The 19,903-nt window shown below is 65.8% G+C and carries 11 protein-coding genes, 2 tRNA genes and 1 pseudogene; 4 read left to right on the forward strand and 10 right to left on the reverse strand.

Annotation, left to right across the window (positions count from 1 at the left end; translation table 11 throughout):
- Window positions 1–191 precede the first annotated feature (191 nt).
- Window positions 192–1,481, forward strand: a pseudogene (locus RBT42_RS02785) (O-acetylhomoserine aminocarboxypropyltransferase/cysteine synthase family protein).
- A gap of 152 nt (window positions 1,482–1,633) precedes the next feature.
- A complete protein-coding gene (locus tag RBT42_RS02790; protein ID WP_320362343.1) occupies window positions 1,634–2,539 on the forward strand; it encodes a bestrophin family protein in 906 nt (301 codons plus the stop codon).
- Between the two features lie 29 nt (window positions 2,540–2,568).
- Here RBT42_RS02790 and recD read toward each other — a convergent pair whose 3' ends face one another.
- The 10 genes from recD to uvrC form a co-directional block, all read right to left on the reverse strand.
- Window positions 2,569–4,596 (reverse strand): exodeoxyribonuclease V subunit alpha, encoded by a 2,028-nt coding sequence (gene recD, locus RBT42_RS02795; RefSeq protein ID WP_320362344.1) that lies wholly within the window; start codon window positions 4,594–4,596, stop codon window positions 2,569–2,571.
- Window positions 4,593–8,327 carry an exodeoxyribonuclease V subunit beta gene (gene recB / locus RBT42_RS02800; protein WP_320362345.1) on the reverse strand — a complete coding sequence of 1,245 codons (3,735 nt, stop codon included), beginning with the start codon at window positions 8,325–8,327 and terminating at the stop codon, window positions 4,593–4,595. The genes recD and recB overlap by 4 nt, the downstream gene beginning before the upstream one ends.
- Window positions 8,324–11,914 carry an exodeoxyribonuclease V subunit gamma gene (gene recC / locus RBT42_RS02805; protein WP_320362346.1) on the reverse strand — a complete coding sequence of 1,197 codons (3,591 nt, stop codon included), beginning with the start codon at window positions 11,912–11,914 and terminating at the stop codon, window positions 8,324–8,326. The genes recB and recC overlap by 4 nt, the downstream gene beginning before the upstream one ends.
- A 204-nt stretch (window positions 11,915–12,118) precedes the next feature.
- Window positions 12,119–12,194: transfer RNA gene (locus tag RBT42_RS02810), tRNA-His, on the reverse strand.
- Window positions 12,195–12,234: 40 nt separating this feature from the next.
- A complete protein-coding gene (locus RBT42_RS02815) occupies window positions 12,235–14,172 on the reverse strand; it encodes a SurA N-terminal domain-containing protein (RefSeq protein WP_320362347.1) in 1,938 nt (645 codons plus the stop codon).
- A 119-nt stretch (window positions 14,173–14,291) separates the two neighbouring features.
- Window positions 14,292–14,367 (reverse strand) — tRNA-Val (locus RBT42_RS02820).
- Window positions 14,368–14,394: 27 nt separating this feature from the next.
- Window positions 14,395–14,667, reverse strand: a complete 273-nt coding sequence (locus RBT42_RS02825) for an HU family DNA-binding protein (RefSeq protein ID WP_320362348.1) — start codon at window positions 14,665–14,667, stop codon at window positions 14,395–14,397.
- Window positions 14,668–14,708: 41 nt separating this feature from the next.
- The gene (pgsA, locus tag RBT42_RS02830) at window positions 14,709–15,275 is read right to left on the reverse strand and encodes a CDP-diacylglycerol--glycerol-3-phosphate 3-phosphatidyltransferase (RefSeq protein ID WP_320362349.1); all 567 of its coding nucleotides are present in this window, start codon (window positions 15,273–15,275) and stop codon (window positions 14,709–14,711) included.
- A 38-nt stretch (window positions 15,276–15,313) separates the two neighbouring features.
- The gene (locus tag RBT42_RS02835; protein WP_320362350.1) at window positions 15,314–15,868 is read right to left on the reverse strand and encodes a hypothetical protein; all 555 of its coding nucleotides are present in this window, start codon (window positions 15,866–15,868) and stop codon (window positions 15,314–15,316) included.
- Entirely contained in the window at window positions 15,831–17,936 is a 2,106-nt protein-coding gene (gene uvrC, locus RBT42_RS02840) for an excinuclease ABC subunit UvrC (protein WP_320362351.1), read from the reverse strand. The genes RBT42_RS02835 and uvrC overlap by 38 nt, the downstream gene beginning before the upstream one ends.
- 60 nt (window positions 17,937–17,996) lie before the next feature.
- Here uvrC and earP point away from each other — a divergent pair, with 60 nt between their 5' ends.
- A complete protein-coding gene (gene earP / locus RBT42_RS02845; RefSeq protein ID WP_320362352.1) occupies window positions 17,997–19,196 on the forward strand; it encodes an elongation factor P maturation arginine rhamnosyltransferase EarP in 1,200 nt (399 codons plus the stop codon).
- 108 nt (window positions 19,197–19,304) lie between these two features.
- Window positions 19,305–19,859: an elongation factor P gene (efp, locus tag RBT42_RS02850; RefSeq protein ID WP_320362353.1), complete on the forward strand. Its 555-nt coding sequence runs from the start codon at window positions 19,305–19,307 to the stop codon at window positions 19,857–19,859.
- The last annotated feature ends 44 nt before the right edge of the window (window positions 19,860–19,903 follow it).

Below are 19,903 nucleotides of genomic sequence, written 5' to 3' on the forward strand. Positions count from 1 at the left end.
CGGGCGGCATCGCCTGACCCGAGTGGTTTTACCGAGACAATGCACCGCCAGTTTGGCCCTTTATGCGTTTTCCGGTGAAGCCAAAGCGGGCTGATTCCTTGCCGCGCATCGATTCCGCGTCTATCGTGTCACCTCGTCCTGAACGCACCTCGGCGTGAAGGGCCGCCACAAGATCAATTCTGGAGATGTGAATGAGCAACCCCGAGTGGAAGTTTGAAACCCTGTCCGTGCACGCCGGCTACTCGCCCGACCCGACCACCAAGTCCGTGGCCGTGCCCATCTACCAGACGGTGGCTTACGCCTTTGACAGCGCCCAGCACGGCGCCGACCTGTTCGACCTGAAGGTGCCGGGCAACATCTACACCCGCATCATGAACCCGACGCAAAGCGTGCTGGAAGCGCGCGTCGCGGCCCTGGAGGGCGGCATTGGCGCCCTGGCCGTGGCCTCGGGCTAGTCGGCCATCACCTACGCCATCCAGACGATTGCCGAAGCCGGCGACAACATCGTGTCGTCCACCGCGCTGTACGGCGGCACCTACAACCTGTTCGCCCACACCCTGCCGCAGTTCGGCATCACCACCCGGTTTGCCGACCACAAGGATCCGGCCAGCTTTGAGGCGCTGATCGACGATCGCACCAAGGCGGTCTTCGTGGAGTCGCTCGGCAACCCCGCTGGCAACGTCACCGACATCGCCCGCATCGCCGAGATCGCGCACCGCCACGGCGTGCCGCTGATCGTGGACAACACCGTGCCCTCACCCTACCTGTGCCGCCCCATCGAGCACGGTGCCGACATCGTGGTGCAGTCGCTCACCAAGTACCTGGGCGGCCACGGCAACAGCCTGGGCGGCGCCATCATCGACTCCGGCAAGTTCCCATGGGCCGAGCACAAGGCCCGCTTCAAGCGCCTGAACGAGCCTGACCCGTCCTACCACGGCGTGGTCTACACCGAAGCACTGGGCGCTGCGGCCTACATCGGTCGTGCCCGCGTGGTGCCGCTGCGCAACACCGGCGCCGCCATCTCGCCGTTCAACTCCTTCCTGATCCTGCAGGGCATCGAAACCCTGGGCCTGCGCATGGACCGCATCAGCAGCAACGCCCTGAAGGTTGCCGAGTTCCTGAAGGCCCACCCGGCCGTGAAGTGGGTGAACTACGCCGGTCTGCCCGACCACCCGGACCACGCCCTGGTGCAGAAGTACCTGTCGGGCCAGGCCTCGGGTCTGCTGACGTTTGGCGTGCCCGGTGGCCGCGAAGGCGGCGCGCGCTTCCTCGACAAGCTCCAGCTCTTCACCCGCCTGGTCAACATCGGCGACGTGCGCTCGCTGGCCACACACCCGGCTTCGACCACCCACCGTCAACTGTCGCCCGAAGAGTTGGCCAAGACTGGCGTGAGCGAGGAAACCGTGCGCCTGTGCGTGGGCATCGAGCACATCGACGACCTGCTGGCCGACCTGTCGCAGGCCCTGGCCGTAGCCGGCTGACGCGGCCCCCCCCGCCCTTCCACAAACCTGGCCTGCGGGCCAGGTTTTTTTGTGCCGATGACGCACTGCTAAGGCGATGACACCCCACGGTCACACGCCGAGTGACACAATATCGCCCTTGAGAAAATAGGCCCGATGGCCAGAGGTCTCGTGTGATTGTTCGCCCCCGTCCCAATTGGCTGCGCATGCTGTTCGTCTGGCGCGGGTCGATCCTGAAGAAGATCCTGCCCCAATTGGGATTCACCACCGCGCTGTCGATCGCGGTGGTCATCTTCCACGGTGAACTGCTGCATTGGAAAGTCACCCTCACCGCGGTGCCCTTCTCCCTGGTCGGGGTCGCGCTGGCCATCTTCCTGGGCTTTCGTAACAGTGCCAGCTACGACCGCTACTGGGAGGCCCGAAAGCTGTGGGGCAAGCTGCTGACCGACAGTCGCAACGCCGCACGCCAAAGCGTCAGCTTCATGCCGGGTGACCCGCGCCCCTTTGCCTTGGGCATTGCCGCCTTCGTGCACGCCGCGCGGCATCAGTTGCGCGGCACCGACCCCACCGCCGACATGACCCGCCTGCTGCCCGCTGAGGTGGTGAAGCAGCTCGAAGGACGGCGTACCCCCGCCTTGCAGATCATGATGTGGCTGTCTGGCCAGGTGAAACAGGCCCATGCCGATGGCCAGTTGCCCCCTATCCTGGCGGCGCAACTCGACAACTCACTGTCTGGTCTCAACGACGCCTTTGGCGGCTGCGAGCGCATTGCCTACACGCCCCTGCCCTTCACGTACTCGGTGATCCTGCACCGCACGGTGTACCTTTACTGCCTGATGCTGCCCTTCGGCCTGCTGGACTCGATCGGGATCATGACGCCCTTGATGGTGGCGTTTGTGGCCTACACCTTCTTTGCCATCGAGGCACTGAGTGACGAGATCGAAGAGCCCTTTGGCACCATGCCCAACGACCTGGCCCTGGATGCCCTGTCGCTGAACATTGAGGTTCACGTGCGGGAGATGCTGGGCGATCGAGACCTGCCCGCCCCCATGGAGCCGCAGGATTACCTGCTGACCTGAGCTGGGCCAACGCGCGCACGCGTCAGGCGTCAGCCCTCGGCCAGCAGCCCCAGCAGGCCACTGGCCCGCTGCGTGGGGTGCTGGATCGCACTGGCCAACGCACCCGTATCGGGGGCCACCAGGGTGAAGGCCTCGCGTGCACGGGTGATGCCGGTGTAGACCAGCTCACGCTGCAGCATGCCCAGTCCATAAGGCGGCAGCACCACGGCGGTGTGCCGGAACTCGGAGCCCTGGCTCTTGTGCACCGTCATGGCAAAGGCGGTTTCCACATGAGCCAGTCGGCTGACACCCACCGAGCGGATCTCGGACCCATCCATGAAGTAGGCACGCAGCGGTGCCCCGCGTGTCACCGGGCGAAGTGCAATGCCGATGTCGCCATTGAACACGCCCAGGGTCGGGTCATTGCGGGTGACCATGACCGGGCGGCCCTCGAACCATTCACCTGAGGGTTTGAGCCAACCCGCACTGACCAAGGCCTGCTGCACAGCGCGGTTCAGCCCAGCCACGCCCCATTCACCCTCGCGCACCGCGCACAGCAGGCGAAAGCGATCGAACGCGGTGAGCACCTTGCGCACCCATTGCGCATGCGCCGCCTCGTCGCCTGCCTCGGGCCGCTCGGCCATCGCCTTCAGGTACTCGGCATAACCGCCTTCGGCCTGCGGGCGCCCTTGCAGCGCCAATTGCACGGCCACTTCAGGGCCTGTGGCCGCCAGGTTGCGCACGGCGCCCGTTTTGTCTTGCGACAGGATCGCGTGGCTGCCCCGCACATCGCCCTGGTTGACCGCCAGGGCCAGTTTGCCGATGGGCCCACCGAAGCGGCGGCTCTCCCTCAGCATCACGGTCTGCTGAGCGAGCAAGGGCGCCGCGCCACTGTGGTCTTGGTAGATCAGATCCAGGTCCTGCCCCGCCACGTCGCGGGCGTAACGCAGGGTCTCCGGATCGTAGCCCCCCTGCTCGGCGTCGCGACACAGGTCGCCCAGCACCGCACCGGCCTCGACCGAAGCGAGTTGGTCCTTGTCGCCCAGGAAAATCACGCGTGCGGTGGCCGGCAAGGCATCCAGCAAGGCGGCCATCATCTCCAGGTGGATCATGGAGGCCTCGTCCACGATCAGCACGTCCACATCCAGCGGGTGGCTGGCGTTGTGGCGAAACTGCCGCGTGTCCGGCCGGGCGCCCAGCAAGGCGTGCAGGGTCCGAGCGGCACCCACCCGCTGCGTGAGCGCGTTCAGGTCGACCCGATCGCCGATGGCGTCTTGCAGTTGGGCCAGCGAGGCGTCAATCGACTGTTTGAGGCGGGCCGCAGCCTTGCCCGTGGGCGCGGCCAGGGCCACGCGCAAACGCTGGGCATCGGCATCGACTGCGAACAGCAAGGCCAGCAAGCGCGCGGCCGTATAGGTCTTGCCAGTGCCGGGCCCGCCGGTGATCACCGACAGATGCGCCCGCAAGGCCACGGCGCAGGCGAGTTTCTGCCAATCGGTGGCCGGGGCATCGCCCTCGGTGGCTCCTTTGGCGTCTGCACGCGATGGCGGTGGAAACAATTGGGCCAGCCAGGTTCGCGTCACCACCTCGTTCACCCGCACCCGCTCCGACACCCGTTGGCGCAGCTGTCGCGCCACGCGGCACTCATAGTCCCAGTAGCGGCGCAGGTACAGCACCGGCGCAGCCTCACTGCCGCCCAGCACAAGCGGCTGACCCTCGTCGGCATCCGGGCTGGCGTCCTGATCGGCAGACCGACGCGCATCGCGCACCACGCGGCTGCTGCGCAAGGCGTCCAGCCAGCCGTTCAGGGTCGCGGGCAAGGTGGACCACAGCGTGTGCAAGGCTGCCTGCGCCTCAGGTGGGCCAGCCAGCAAAGCCACGGGCGGAGCGACCACATGGGCCAGCGGCAGGCAGGTGTGGCCTCGCCCTTCCATCTGGGACAAGACGGCCGCCGCCACCAGCACCGCAGGTGGGGCTTCAGGGTCGCGCTCGGCCAGAAAGGCCGAGAGCGCCGCATCCAGCCGGCGCAGCCATCCCGCTTCGGCCCATTGCGCCAGGGTTTGACACATCGCGCTCATGCGGCATGCTCCTCATCGGCCAGCAAGGTGTCCAGCGCGTCCAGCAAGGGCCACGCGGGCGGCATCACATAGGCGCCACGCTCGGGGCCATCAATGCCCCGCAGGAAGAGGTACACCGCGCCCCCCAGGTGTTCGGTGGGCTCATAGGCATCCCCCAGGCGCACCCGCAGCAGGCGGTGCAAGGCCAGCAGGTAGATGGCAGACTGCACGTCGTAGCGATGTTCTGCCATCGCGCCTTCCAGTCGGTCGTGGGTGTAGGCGGCGCCCCGGTCGCCCAGGTGGTTGGACTTGTAATCCAGCACCCAATAGCGGCCCTCGTGCTCGAACACCAGGTCCGCAAAACCCATCAGCATCCCGTGCAGTTCGCGCTCGGGCAAAGCCGGTCGCTCCCGCCCACCCAGCAGATACATGCGGCACAAGGCGTCAATGGTCTGGGCCTGCAAGCGGCCCGCCGGCAACCAGAACTCCATTTCGGGCAAGCGGTGCTGCAGCGCTTGCAGGCTGGCGCCCACACCCGGCAAAGGCAGGCTCACCACGGCTTGCAGCCACTGAGCCACCTCATCGGCCTGCTCCAGGCGCCCAGCCCGCTCGCACTGCCGGCGCAGGCGCTCGGCCACATCCGGGCGGATCACGGCGAAGCCCTCGGCGGCCAGCCACTCCAGCTGGTCGTGCAGGAAGTTACCGGCCACGGCGCCTTTGGTGAAGCGATGCCAGGCCGGCACGTCGTTCGCGGCCTCCTGCGTCGCATCCGCTGTCCCTGGGAGCTCTGCCGCAGTCTGAGCCCCGCGGGCCGACGGGTCACTGCCGTCCCCGCCCGCCTCCGCCTCGGCGATCGGCCATTCGTCATCGGCAGGCCGCAGCGCAGCGACGGGCGCCGGCGAGGTCACCACACTCCCCAGGGAACGCACCAGCGCCGAGAAGCTGCCAATCGTCCAGCGCCGGTCAAACCGCGCCGTGTAGACCGCCGGGGCCTGCAAGGGCACCACCGCTTCGTCGCGCTGCAGCGGGGTGCGCGCCACATGGATCGGCAACGGGGTCAAGGCGATGTGGGCATCCCGTGCCGCGAAGGCCTGCAGACGCGCCATCAAGGCTTCGGGATCGGTCTGGCTCGGACCGGCCAACAAATAGCCCGAGGCACTGAGGTGGTTCGCGCACTTGGGGCTGCGACCATCGCTGACGGCGGGCAAACCCACCCACAGGGCATGGCGGGCCCGCGTCAAGGCCACATACAGCAGGCGCAGGTCTTCGCGCAGACGGTCGCGGTCGGCGGCCTCTTTCACCTCGGGGTCAGACAGGTTCAGCACCAGGCGGCGCTGCCCAGCCTCATCGAGCAGGTGCACAAAGGCCGTGCGTGACGGGTCCACCTTGCGGTGCGCCGCCGCAAAAGGCAGGCACACCACCGGGTACTCCAGCCCCTTGCTCTTGTGCACGGTCACCACCTTGACCAGGTCGGCATCGCTTTCCAGGCGCACGATCTGCTCTTCGCTGCCGCTGCGCCCCTCGTCGATCTGCATCGCTAGCCATCGCACCAGGGCCTGTTCGCCGTCCAGTTGCGTGCTGGCGTTCTGCAGCAACTCGGCCAGATGCAGGTAGTTGGTCAGGCGCCGCTCGCCCCCCGCTTCCGCCAACCAGCGCGCCGGCAAGTCCAGCCGGTGCAAGGTCTGGCGCAACATGGTGAGCACGCCCTGGTTCTGCCAGATACCGTGCAGCTCGCGCAGGGCTTCGCTGCGGGCGTCAAAGGCTTCATCGTGGCTGGCCAGGTAGGCCAGCTCGTCCAGGCTCAGGTCCACCATGCGAGTGGCCAAGGCGGCCCGCGCCAGCCGCACATCCAGCGGCGAGGCCACGGCGCGCAGCCAGTGCAGCAGATCGCGCGACTCCTCGCTGAGGAACACCGAATCCTTGTCCGACAGGTACACCGAAGCCACCTTGCGATGACGCAGCTCTCGGCGGATGGCCTCCGCCTCCTTGCCGTCGCGCACCAGCACCGCCACGTCCGCGGGCCGCAAACGCTGAAAAGATTTGCCCTCTTGCGCAAAACCGACTGCCGGGTCGTTCAGCCAGGTCACGATCTGTTCGGCGCAGCAGGCGGCATAGGGCCGCAAGGCCTCCTTGGCCGGGCGCACCGCGTCGAGGGCATGAACCACCTGGATGGCAGGCAGCGCACCCTGACCATCCACCAACACCTCGTCGCGCCCCTTGGCCTTGACAGGTACAAACGGCAGCACGCTCTCCGCCTGCCCCGCTTCACCAAACAGGAAAGCCCCAGGCCCATCCCGTTCCTCCGCCTGCTGGAACCACGCATTCACAGCGCCCACCAGCGCCTGGGTCGAGCGGTAATTGGTGTCCAGCACATAGTGCCGACCTGCCGTGGCGCGACGTGCGGCCATGTAGCTGTGAATGTCGGCGCCCCGAAAACCATAGATCGACTGCTTTGGGTCCCCGATCAGCAGCAGCGCGCTGTGTCGGTCGTGCTCGGCAGTGCGATAAATCTGATCGAAGATACGGTACTGCAGTGGCGAGGTGTCCTGAAACTCGTCCAGCATCGCCACCGGATACTGGGCCAGCACCCGCTGTCGCAAGGTCTCACCGTGCGGGCCAGCCAAGGCCGCATCCAGGCGGTGCAGCATGTCTGCAAAGCCGAAGGTGCCGGCCTGTCGCTTCAGATGCGCCAGGCGCTGCCCCACCCGTGCCGCCCCATGCAGGCGGATGGGCGTGCGCACATCGGGCACGTGCCGCAGGCTCTCCAGCAATTGCGCAAAGGCTTCAAAGTCATCGGGCAGCTCGACGCCCGGTGCCGACGCCTTGCGCGCCTCCAGCAAGCCCTCTGGGCTCAGGCGATGGCAGGCAGCCGGGGTCAAGCCGTGGGCATCCAGATCAGGATCGTCCGCCCACGCTGCGAGATTGGCCAACCACCCTTGGTAGTTGGTGGGCGCCAGTTTCCGGCGATCCCACTGGCAGTCCTTGGCCGATGTTTGTCCATCCAACCAGTCCCGCATGGCCTCGGCACGCTGCGGCCATCCAGCCTTGAGCTCATCCAGTCGCTGGCGGCGTTGCCGCTGGCTCTCGCGCAAGCAGTCCGCCAGGCTGCCCTGGCCCGCGCCCTTCGGCAACTCCTGCTCGTGCAGACGCTCCACGTCGCGCTTCAAGGCCCGCACATCCGCCCACACGCTCAGCACCACGGCCAGCTCATCGCTGCTCAGGCTGTAGCAATGCTGGCGCCAGTAGTCCTGCGCAGCCTCGGTCAGCAGCGCCTCGGCGTCGGGCTCCAGCGTTTCGTCAAACAGGCAGCCGCTGTCGAACGCATGCTCGCGCAGCATCCGCTGGCACCAGGCGTCGATCGTGTGCACCGAGGCCTCGTCCATGCCTTCCGCCGCCATCGACAGGCGCCATGCGGCCTGACTGCGGGCGGCCTCATCGGGATATGCCGCTAGCAAGTCCCTCAACATCGGGTCGACCTTGTCGGCGGGCACTTCGCCACGGAAGCAGCGCGCCGCCTCGACCAGGCGTGCGCGGATGCGATCCGACAGTTCACGGGTGGCCGCGCGGGTGAAGGTCATCACCAGGATGTCGGCCGGCAGCAGCGGACGCGGAAAGCCGTCCTCGCTGCCATGCCCCAAGACCAGACGCAGGTACAAAGCCGCAATCGTCCAGGTTTTGCCCGTGCCCGCGCTGGCCTCGATCAGCCGGCTGCCCCACAGCGGAAAACTCAAAGCATTCAAAGGCTGTCTCATACCTGCTCCCCAGTGCGCGACGCCGACGTTCCCGATCCCGTGTCGGCCATCGGCGTTTCGTGCAGGCTGACCGTGACATGGGTCGTGGCCCAGGCAAGCACCCGCCCCCACACCTCCTGCGCCAAGGCTTCAAAGCGCCCGTCATCGGCCAGCGCCTCAAAATCTGGATACAGGCGCGACCAGCATGGGTCCTCGTTCTCGGCACTGCGCATGTAGCCGCCCTCGTACACGACCTCCGGGTCCTCCGATTCGCTCACCTTGGCCAGGGCCGTGCGCATCGGCAGCGGAATCGGCGCATTCAGGCCGGTGCGCCACACAGTCAACAAGGCACGCAGGTCGTCGTGCGCAACGGCAGGGTCCATGGGCTGGCACAACAGCGTCGCATCGCTGCCCACCAGCACGCCTTGCACCGTCACGCCGCCACAGGCGGCCACCAGGCTGCGCACCCAGGCCAGCCGCAACTTGTCATGGCGCGGCTGCGGTGTCTCCTTCTTGCTGGCCTTGCCTTTGGCCAGCTTGCCCGCCGACAGTTCCAGCCAGGTCGGCACGGCCTCCGCATCTTCGGTGAGGCGCAGGTGATCCAGCCAGTCTTGCAGCACCACGCCGGCCTGTTCGATCCCCACCGGTTGACGCGTCGCAGGATGCGGGTGGCGGGCCACCTCACGCTGCCACGCTGCCAGCATCGGCAGCAAGGTGCTTTCCAGCTCCTGCTCGGTCCACTCACCCAACGCGCCCATCGGCAAACGCCCCGAGCGCCGCAGACGTTCCAGACGCGCCCGCACCTGGTCGCGCAAGGCTGCCAGTTGCGCCGGCTCATCCGCCACGGCCTCCTGCGACGCCAGCCACGCATCAAGGTCGGCCAACACCTCGTCCATCAAGCTTGACACCAGCTGATGCTCTTCCAGCGCGTCCAGCCCGAAAGACTCTTCGTCTTCCGGCTCAGCATCCATGTCGTGGAACACCACATTCAGGCGCTGCCGAAAGAACACCTGCGCCGGGTTGCGCAGGAACTGAGCCAACTGGGCCATCGTCACCGGCACGTTCGGATCAGGCTCGAACGGTGGCAGAGACGGGATGGACGCAAGGAGATCTGGCGACGCATCAGCCGAGCCCAGCTCACCGGCTGCGTCATCATCCAGATCGCCAGCCACATCGCTGTGCGCCGCATGCCATTCCCGTGCATGGGTGAACAGGCTTGCCCCCTGCTCGAAGTAACGGCGGCTGAACGGCTGCAAAGGGTGCTCCGTCGTGCGTGGCCCCAACACATCACCCGCCCAACCCGCAGCCAGATAGTCACGCAACTGTGACACCAGCACCGAAGGCGGCTGCTCGGTGTTGTCGCGCACGCTGCGACCCGTCCAGCTCACGTACAACTGGCGCCGCGCCGACAGCACCGCCTCCAGCATCAGCTGCCGGTCGTCATCGCGCCGCGAGCGGTCGCCAGCGCGGTTGGTGCCGGGCTGCAGCATCAGGTCAAAGTCGATGCGCGTGGCGCGACGCGGATAGTCGCCATCGTTCATGCCCAGCAAGCACACCACCTCGAACGGAATCGCCCGCATAGGCATCAAAGTACAGAACGTGACACCGCCCGCCTTGAAGCGCTTGTTCACGGTCGGCTCATTGAGGGCCGACAACCAGGCCTCACGCGCCACGTGCAGGTCCACCGGCGCATCGAACTCTGCCTGGGCACAGGCATCCAGCCAGGCACGCAAGGCATCGTCCAGCGCCGACACAATCAGACGGTCGTTGTCATCCTGAGCCGCGGCCATGTCTGCCAAGAGCGCACGACCGCGCTCGGCCCAGGTCGTCGGCGTGGCCGGCTCGCTCAGCACCTCGCGCCAGTGCGACAGGCGCGCCAGCAAACTGGCCAGCGCCCCGGCCAGCTCGGCCTCCAGGCCACCCACTTCCGGGTAAGCCTCGATGCCATCGAACACGCCTTCCCCGGCGGCGTAGCCCAGCAGCATGCGTCGCAAGCCAAACCATCCGGTGTTCTGCTCTCCGCAAGCGGACAGGCCCAGCTGCCCACGATGCACCTCGTCCAGCCCCCAGCGTATCCCTGCGCCGGCCATCCACTGCGTCAGCCTGGGCAGGGCATCGGCACTGATGCCGAAGCGCGCCGCCACCGCCGGCACATCCAGCAGGTCGCGCAACTCGCTGAAGCGGCAGCGCTGCTGCGGCAGGCGCAACAGCCATTCCAGCGCCGCCACCAAGGGGCTGCTGGAGCGCGCGCTGAGGTCGGCAATGTCAAACGGGATGTAGCGGGCATCGTGGCGCCCGTACTGCCCGAACACGGCCCGGATGGCGGGCGCCACCAGGTCGATGTCGGGCACCATCACCACCACGTCACGCGGCTGCACCGGCGACACCGACGACGCCGTGTCCGCAAACAGCTGCAGCAGTTGGTCGTGCAGCACCTCCACCTCGCGCATCATGCTGTGCGCGGCATGGAAGACGATCGAGCGGTCGTCTTCACGCACAGCTCGCTTCGGGTGCTCCGCCATCGGCGTCAGATCGCGGATGCGTTGCTGCACCTGCATGAGCAGCGGGGCATCTGCGGCCTCGTCCTCGTCAAACAGGTCCACCCGCGGGATGGCAAAGCGGGCCTGCGCCTGCCGCACGTCATCGAACTCGTCGAGCTGTCGCACGAAGTCACGACTCTGCCGTCCCCACGCGGCCAGCAAGGGGTGCGCGTGCGCGTGCATCTGGTCCAGCGACAACTGAGACAGGTCCACATCCCCGCGGAAGGCATGGCGCCGACGCGCAATGCCCCGCAACAGCTCCCGCCCATCCATGATGTCGGCCCAGTGGAAGCGGCAGGGGTTGGGAATGGCCATCAGCACCTGGCTGTGCGCGCTCAAGGCCGCCAACACCTGCAAGGTCGGCAAGGGCACGCTGGTCATGCCGAACACCACTACACGCCGCGCCACAGGGCTGACCGGTGGCACACCTTGTTCCAGAGCCTGCAACACCCGCTGATGCACCCGCGGCCGAATGCTCTCCAAATCCGCTGGCGCCAAAGTGGCCAGCAGGGCGCGCCACAGCTTGGGCTGCCAGCCCTGCTCGGGCGGCACCGGCTGCATGAGTCGCCCCGGTGTCGGCAGCACATCCCGCCCCTCGGCCCAGGCCTCCAGCCAGTCGGCCCGGTACACCTGGTACTGGTCAAACAGGTCGGCCAGGCGGCTGGCCAGTTGGTACAAGCGATCAGGCTCGTCGCCTTGCAGAAAGCCCGCCACCGCTTCAAACCCGGGAGCGTGCATCCACTGCGGCAACAAATGCATCAGGCGCCAGGTCAGCGGTGCCTTGTCGGTGGCGCACTGGCTGGGCACCTGGTCGCGCCCCAGCACCTGCCGGTAGGTGCGCCACATGAAACGCGCCGGCAACTCCACGCGCATGGCCGCGCACACCCCGCCATCGCGGGCCAGCGTCATCTTCAGCCACTCGGCCATGCCGGCGCTCTGCACGAGGATGACCTCTTCTTCAAGGGGCGCCAGCGGACGTTGACGCAGCCACGTCAACACCGCCTCGGCCAGGGCCTCGGAACGGTTGCCGTGCAGGGCCAGCAGGCCCGTCTGGATGTCAGTGTGCATGGATGGGGAGCAGGATGAATTCACGCTCATCTTCCCCGATTCCTGGCTCATGGCGTGAGCCAGGATGGAACAAGCGCGCGGGAGCGCCCATTGTCTCTGATGCACCACAGCGGTGCCACAAAGATGCCGACCGTCACAGCGCGAACTGGCTCCACAAAGCAAAACGCCGACAAGTACCAGACTTGTCGGCGTTCACTTATGCGGTGGGGTGGCTAATGGGACTCGAACCCACGACAACCAGAATCACAATCTGGGACTCTACCAACTGAGCTATAGCCACCGCAGAACAGAATTAAAGTATAGCGCGATTTCGTACCTTTTTACAAGGCCGACGCAGATTTTTGCGCCGCTGTGGCCTTCTCCACCACAGTCTTGCCTTCGTTCAGGTACTCGACTTTGTACTCGCGCTTGAGGGCGCGGTAGTAGGCGTCGGCTTCGGCACGGGCCCAGTAGCCGCTGAACTGAGCCTGCATTTCCTTCAGCTCTTCAGGCTTGACCTCCAGGGGCACCACCTTGTTGACCTTCAGCAGGGCCACGCCCTCATCACCCAGGCTCACCACGGTCCAGGCCGGCAGTTGCTTCTCAGGCACGCGCAGGGCGGCGTCCAGCACCGCAGCCGGCTGAGCAAACACCGTGCTGCGCGACATCTGCACCGCAGCCGGCAGTGCCGCCTTCTCGGGCGACTGCTTCCACAGGGCCATCTTCTGCTCGGCATCGGCACGTGCGGCCTTCAGGGCCTGCGCCGTCATCCAGCGCTCGCGAACCTGCGCCTGGGCCTGCTCGAACGGCATCAGCGCGGCTGGGCGGTATTTCACGATGCGAGCCGACACCAGCTTGTTCGTGCCCACTTCCACCGCTTCGGTGTTGTGGCCCTTGCTGCGGTTGGCAGGATCGAACAGCGTCTCCAGCAGGCGACGGTTCGACAGATCGCCCTGCTCCTTGGCGCCCGGCTGACGCAGTACACCATTGGCGGTCTGCACGGCCAACTTCAGCTCATCGGCCACCGGCTGCAGGCTGTCCGACTGCTCGTACACCATGTTGGTGAACTTCTCGGCCGCCTCGGCGTACTGGCGCTGGGCCAGTTGCTTGCGGGCATCGTCTTCGATCTCGGCGCGCACGGCCTCGAACGGCTTGGTCTCGCCACCGCGCACAGCCGTCAGCTGGATGATGTGGAAACCAAACTCACTCTCGACAATGCCGCTGAGTTGGCCAGGCTTGAGGCCATAGGCCGCGTCTTCAAACGGCTTGACCATGTCGCCCCGGGCAAAGAAATCCAGGTCACCGCCGTTGGCGCCCGACCCAGGGTCGTCCGAATTCTTGCGGGCCAGTTCGGCGAACTGCTTGGGGTCCTTCTGCAGTTGTGCCAACAGCTGCTCAGCCTTGGCGCGAGCAGCCTTCTTTTCGTCCGCCGTAGCGCTGGCCTCGGCCTTGATGAGGATGTGGCTGGCACGACGCTCTTCCGGCGTCGAGTAACGCTGGATGTTTTCCTTGTAGGAACGACGCAGTTCGTCTTCCGACACCGACACGCGCGCCTTCAAGGTGTCCAGATCCAGTACCACGTACTGCACATCGGCTTGCTCGGGCGTCGTCAGCCATGCGGCGTTGGCGGGGTCCTTGTAGAAGGCCTGCAGCTGTTCCGCCGTCGGATTCAACTGGCCCAGGTAAGCCTTGGGCTCGAACTTCACCCACTGCACGTCACGCACCTGGAACAGGGCATCCACGGCAGCGCGGGTCGACAGTTGCGAGCCGTGGCTCGACATCTGCACACCACCCAGCACCTGGGCCACGGTCAGCTCTTGGCGCAGCATGGTTTCGAGCTGCAAAGGCGACATGCCACGGGCTTCCAGCAGGGCCTTGTTGACCGTGCCATCGGGGTTGCGCAAGGCCGCAAACTGCGGGTCGTTGGCGAAGATGCGCATGATGCGGCCCGCCGGCACGGTCAGGTGCTGATCGTTCGCGGCCATCAGCAGCACGTACTCGCGAATCAGCGCGTCGAGCGACTGCTGCTTCACCTCGGGCAGGTCAAACAGACTCATGTCCAGATCGGGGCGCTGGGAGCGCTGACGCTCCACAAAATTGCGGTGCGCGTTGTCCCACTCCTGTTGAGACACCTTCTGCTTGCCCACCTTCGCCACGGTGCCGGCGTTGTCAGTGAACTGCGAATACCCTTCCATGCCCACCAGCACGAAGGAAGGCAGGATCAACAGAACCAGGATCAGCTGGAGGATGCGGGTGTTTCTGCGAACGAAATCAAACATGGCTTTGGGCCAGTTGGAAGCTGGCCTGCGGTAGCTTGGGAATCGGTGCCACGCCGTCAAACGTGGCCCAGATAACACAAAGGCGAACCGTGGTTCGCCTTGCTGGAGTGCGCCTGGATTGGTGGGTGCTGAGGGGTTCGAACCCCCGACCTACGCCTTGTAAGGGCGCCGCTCTACCAACTGAGCTAAGCACCCAAACGCCTCTAAGCCGGCTATCTTACATTAATTGAGCGCGTCCTTCAGGGCCTTGCCTGGGCGGAACTTGGGCACCTTGGCCTTTTTGATCTTGATCTCGGCGCCGGTACGCGGATTGCGGCCGGTGCGCGCGGCACGGGTGCTCACCGCAAAGGTGCCAAAGCCCAGCAAGGACACCGTGTCACCCTTCTTGAGGGAAGCCTGGATGCCACCGATCACGGCCTCCAGCGCACGCCCCGCGGCCGCCTTCGAGATATCAGCCTGTTGGGCAATGTGTTCAATCAACTCGGACTTGTTCACAACCACTTCCCTTCACAGTACAACGAAAAAACTCTGCGCGTTCAGCGTGATTTGGCCCGGATGTCGGGCAACGACTTTTGCAGGTAGTAGATCATCGACCAGATCGTCAAGGCGCATGCGATGTAGATCAACCAGGTGCCCAGGACGCGGCTGTGGAACAGCCCTAACACGTCGGCATCCAGCAACAGCAACACGATGGCCGACATCTGCGTGGCCGTTTTCAGCTTACCCAACATGTGCACGGCCACGCTGCCCGAGGCGCCGATTTTGGCCATCCACTCTCGCAAAGCAGAAATCGCGATTTCCCGACCAATGATGATGAAGGCCACCAGGGCGCTCACCCGGTCGAGATCCAGCAGGATCAAGATCGACGCGCACACCAGGAACTTGTCGGCCACCGGATCGAGAAAGGCTCCGAACGCCGAGGTCTGGTTCAAGCGACGCGCCAGCCAGCCGTCCAGCCAATCCGTGGCGGCCACCACCACGAACAAGGCGGCGGCGGTCACATTGATCTGTGCCTGCGTCCAAGGCAGATAGAAGACGGCCACGATGAGCGGAATCGCCACGATTCGCGCCCAGGTGAGCATGGTGGGCAAGGTGAGAAACATGCCCGCATTGTGCCGTGAACCACGGCCCTCGTTGGCACTCACCGGCGATCCAGGGTCATCGGTTTGAACTGACGTTGATCATTGAACAGAAACGTCTCATTGAACTTCCAGGGCCGCGGCAGCCGGGAGACATTGCCAAACGGCGCGGCACGGCGCACGGCCTGAATGGCGAGTTGCACCGTGTCCCGTGCCTGGCTGGGGTAGCGCATGACATCGATGCGGCGCACGGAGCCGTCGGCATTCAACTCGATGGTCAGCACCGGGATGGCCAGCAGCACCTGAGGGGACGCCCCCATATAGCTCACATCCGGACTGGCCGCCACCATCCGCCGCGCGGCCTGCTCCCGTGCCTGGGCCCAGTTCCGGGGCGTTTCGGGCGGGTCCAGCTTGACCACACGGGGTGCACCCGGACGAGCTGACTCTGCGGCCGGCGCCTCCGCCTGCGGCGTCTTGGGCGACGGCTTCGTCCCCTGGTCCGAGGGCATCAAGCCACAGCCTGCCAGCCAGGCCGACAAGGCCATCGCACCGAACAGGCTGGCGCGTGCACCAGACCCGTCAGCGCAGAGCCTTGTAGATCTCTTCTGCCAACTCATGCGAAATCCCCTCCACGCTTGCCAGCTCTTCCACGCTCGCGGACGCCACGCCTTTGACGCCGCCAAACCGCTGCAGCAGTTTCGCACGGCGTTTCGGGCCCACGCCAGCAATGTCTTCCAGGCGACTGCCGCCGGTGCGCACACTGGCCCGCCGCGCACGCATGCCAGTGATGGCAAAACGGTGCGCCTCGTCCCGAATCTGCGCCACCAACATCAGCGCCGCTGAACTGGGTGACAAGGCCAACTTGGGACGTCCGTCGGCAAACACCAGCTCTTCCAGGCCCACCTTGCGGCCCTCTCCCTTTTCCACGCCCACGATGATGGACAGGGGCAAACCAAGGGTTTGAAACACGTCGCGGGCCATCGCCACCTGCCCCTTGCCCCCGTCAATGAGGACCAGGTCGGGCACGCGGGCGGCCTTGGTGCCCGCTGCGCTGTAGCGCCGCTCCAGGGTCTGTTTCATCGCCGCATAGTCATCGCCCGGGGTGATGCCCGAGATGTTGTAGCGGCGGTACTGCGAGGGTTGCATTTTGTGACCCTCGTACACCACACACGACGCCTGCGTGGACTCGCCCGCCGTGTGGCTGATGTCGAAGCACTCGATGCGCAAGCCCGCCAAGGGGTCGTGCACCGCATTGGCCGGCGTGGCGGGCGCCGCGGCATCGCCTTCCTCGGGCGTCTCGGCAGTGGCATCCAAGCCGGCTTCACGGGCATCCAGGTCCAGATCCAGGTTGAGCGCTTCCACCAGGGCGCGGGTGCGTGCCTGCTGTGAGCCCTCCTCGCTGAGCAGGCGCGCCAGCGACAGTTCGGCCCCCTTGATGGCCATCTCCAGCCAGGCCCGTCGCTGCTCGCGAGGTTGGTGTACCACCGTGATCTTGCGTCCGCCCTGCTCGGACAAGGCCTCGATCAAAGCCGGGTTGACCGGGTGACTCAGGATCAGCAAGGACGGCACCGCCCCGCCCAGGTAGTGCTGCGTCAGGAACGCCTCCAGCACCCGGACCTCGGTGGCCTGCACCAGGGCCTCGGCGTCACGCCCATCGGCCGTACCGGCGACATTGGTTGCAGACGCCGAGGGCTCGCCTTGCGACTCGCCACCACCAGGCTCCTCCGCCTCATCGGGCACCAGCACATGGTCCTGCACATGCACCGGAAAGTGCGCCCGGTCGCCCAGATGCCGGCCACCCCGCACCATGGCCAAGTTCACACAGGCGCGACCGCCCAGCACCTTCACGGCCAGCACGTCCACATCCTTGTCCATCACCGTGTCCACCGACTGCTGGTGCAGCACGGTCGACAGTGCCTGAATCTGGTTGCGGAACTCCGCCGCCTTCTCGTACTCCATGCGCTCGGCGTGCTCCATCATGCGGCGCTGCAGGTCGGCCATCACCGCCTCGGGCTCGCCCAGCAAGAAGCGTTCGGCCTGCGCCACGCTGTTGCGGTAGTCCTCGTCGCTGACCAGCCCCACACAGGGGCCGCTGCAGCGCTTGATCTGGTACAGCAAGCAAGGCCGCGTGCGGTGGTTGTAAACCGAGTCCTCACAGGTGCGGATCTGGAACACCTTCTGCAGCAACTGGATGGTTTCCTTCACGGCCCAGGCGTTCGGGAACGGTCCGAAGTAGCGGTGCTTGCGGTCCACCGCACCCCGGTAGTAGCTCATGCGCGGAAACGCGTGCGAGGCAATCTTCAGGTAGGGGTAGCTCTTGTCGTCCCGAAACAGGATGTTGAAGCGCGGGTTGAGCGTCTTGATCAGGTTGTTTTCCAGCAGCAGCGCCTCGGCCTCGCTGCGCACCACCGTGGTCTCCATCCGCACGATCTTCGAGACCATGTGCCCGATGCGCGTGCCGCCGTGGTTCTTGTGGAAATAGCTCGACACCCGGCGCTTGAGGTCGCGCGCCTTGCCCACGTACAGCACATCGCCCTTGGCGTCGAAGTAGCGGTACACCCCCGGCAGGGCCGGCAAGGTGCTCACTTCCTGCAGCAGGCGTGCCCAGATCTGCTCTCGCTCCGCATCCGCCCCCTGGTTCGGGCGCTCCTTCGATGCATCCTGTACGTCAATCGGCTCACTCATGGGGTGCGATTGTCCCCGAGCCCGCGACCTCCCGGCATGCGGGTTGCCATAATCCGCGCCATGCTGTGGGATCTTTTCTGTCGCGTCATCGACAACTTCGGTGACATGGGGGTGTGCTGGCGCCTGGCCTCTGACCTGGGCCAGCGCGGCCACGAGGTCCGCCTGTGGGTGGACGACCCCAGCGTGCTGTCATGGATGGCGCCGCAGGTGAGCTGGCAGCACGACCCCAGCCTGGGGATGGAAACCGGCTGCGGCCAGCCCGGTGTCACCGTCTGCCATTGGGCAGATGCCGAAAGCCTGCCCGCCGACATCACCGCCGCCCCCCATCCCCTCCTCCCTGGCGACGTCGTCATCGAAGCCTTCGGCTGCGACCTGCCGGAGGCCTTTGTGGCCCGCATGCAGCGCCCCGCACCGCCGCATTGGGTCAACCTCGAGTACCTCAGCGCCGAAGACTATGTGGAGCGCAGCCACGGACTGCCCTCCCCCATCTGGCACGGGCCCGGCGCAGGTTTGCGCAAGCGCTTTTTCTACCCTGGATTCACACCCGCCACGGGGGGACTGCTGCGCGAGCCCGACCTGCTGACCCGACGCGCCGCCTGGCACGACGGAGCCCGGCAGGTCTGGTTGCAGCGCCACGGCATCCCCTGGACGCCCGGCGAACGGGTGGTGTCCATTTTTTGCTATGCGAACGCCCCGGTGGCAGACTTGCTCACGCAACTGTCAGCGCTGTCAGCCCAGCCCACCTCGACAGACGAGTTCGCCGCGCCCGCACCTCTCACGCACGTCCTGCTGGCGCACGGCCATGCCACGCAACTGGCGCAAGCCTGGCTCAGCACCGCCCCCAAACCACCTTTCGGTGTGCACCTGCACCCCCTGCCCGCCCTGCCGCAACCGGAGTTCGACCACCTGCTGTGGTCGTGTGACCTGAACTTCGTGCGCGGTGAGGACTCTGCCGTGCGCGCCCTGTGGGCCGGCAAACCCCACGTCTGGCAAATCTACGAGCAAGACGATGGTGTGCACGCCGACAAGCTCAACGCTTTCATGAACCGCTGGATGGCCGAGTGGCCGGCTGACGTGCGCCAGCAGGTGACGGCCCTGTGGCAAGGCTGGAACGGCCTAGCTCCCCTGCCTGCCGCCCTGCCCGACTGGACGCCCGACCGCGCGCCTTGGGCCCGACACACCTTGATGGCACGCAAAACCCTGCTGAAACAAGCGGATCTCGTCACCCAACTGGTTCAATTTGTCAGCGAGGCGGGGTAAAATAGCTGGCTTTGCTTCTGGCAGGTTTCCCCGTGCAAATTCACCTTTGCAGCCATCGGGAGGCTGGGAGCGTCTCCGTATTTGCACAGACCCTAATCGGGAATCCACATGAAACTCGCACAAGAAATCCGCGCTGGCAACGTGATCATGCAGGGCAAGGACCCGATGGTCGTCCTGAAGACTGAATACAGCCGTGGCGGCCGCGGTGCTGCCACCGTGCGCATGAAGATGAAGAACCTGCTGAACGGCGCTGGCGCCGAAGTGGTCTTCAAGGCTGACGACAAGATGGACCAGATCATCCTCGACAAGAAGGAGTGCACCTACTCCTACTTCGCCGATCCGATGTACGCCTTCATGGACGCCGAATACAACCAGTTCGAAGTCGAAGCCGAAAACATGGGCGACGCCGTGAACTACCTGCAAGACGGCATGGAAGTCGAAGTCGTGTTCTACGACGGCAAGGCCATCTCGGTCGAACTGCCCACCAGCGTTGTGCGCGAGATCGAGACCGAACCCGCCGTCAAGGGTGACACCTCCGGCAAGGTCATGAAGCCCGCACGCATCGTCGGCACCGGTTTCGAAATCCCCGTGCCCCTGTTCGTCGACTCCGGCGACAAGATCGAAATCGACACCCGTACCCATGAGTACAAGAAGCGAGTCTGAGCCCCCTCGGTCTCACGCCCCACAAAAAGGACACCTCGGTGTCC

It is taken from the genome of Aquabacterium sp. (assembly GCF_034003525.1).
Classification (GTDB): domain Bacteria; phylum Pseudomonadota; class Gammaproteobacteria; order Burkholderiales; family Burkholderiaceae_C; genus Aquabacterium.

Excerpts from the sequence above, each read along its gene's own strand:
- recD (WP_320362344.1), bottom strand. The coding sequence starts at position 4,596 with ATGAGCGCGATGTGTCAAACCCTGGCGCAATGGGCCGAAGCGGGATGG.
- recB (WP_320362345.1), bottom strand. The coding sequence starts at position 8,327 with ATGAGACAGCCTTTGAATGCTTTGAGTTTTCCGCTGTGGGGCAGCCGG.
- recC (WP_320362346.1), bottom strand. The coding sequence starts at position 11,914 with ATGCACACTGACATCCAGACGGGCCTGCTGGCCCTGCACGGCAACCGT.
- RBT42_RS02815 (WP_320362347.1), bottom strand. The coding sequence starts at position 14,172 with ATGTTTGATTTCGTTCGCAGAAACACCCGCATCCTCCAGCTGATCCTG.
- pgsA (WP_320362349.1), bottom strand. The coding sequence starts at position 15,275 with ATGTTTCTCACCTTGCCCACCATGCTCACCTGGGCGCGAATCGTGGCG.
- RBT42_RS02835 (WP_320362350.1), bottom strand. The coding sequence starts at position 15,868 with ATGAGTTGGCAGAAGAGATCTACAAGGCTCTGCGCTGACGGGTCTGGT.
- uvrC (WP_320362351.1), bottom strand. The coding sequence starts at position 17,936 with ATGAGTGAGCCGATTGACGTACAGGATGCATCGAAGGAGCGCCCGAAC.
- earP (WP_320362352.1), top strand. The coding sequence starts at position 17,997 with ATGCTGTGGGATCTTTTCTGTCGCGTCATCGACAACTTCGGTGACATG.
- efp (WP_320362353.1), top strand. The coding sequence starts at position 19,305 with ATGAAACTCGCACAAGAAATCCGCGCTGGCAACGTGATCATGCAGGGC.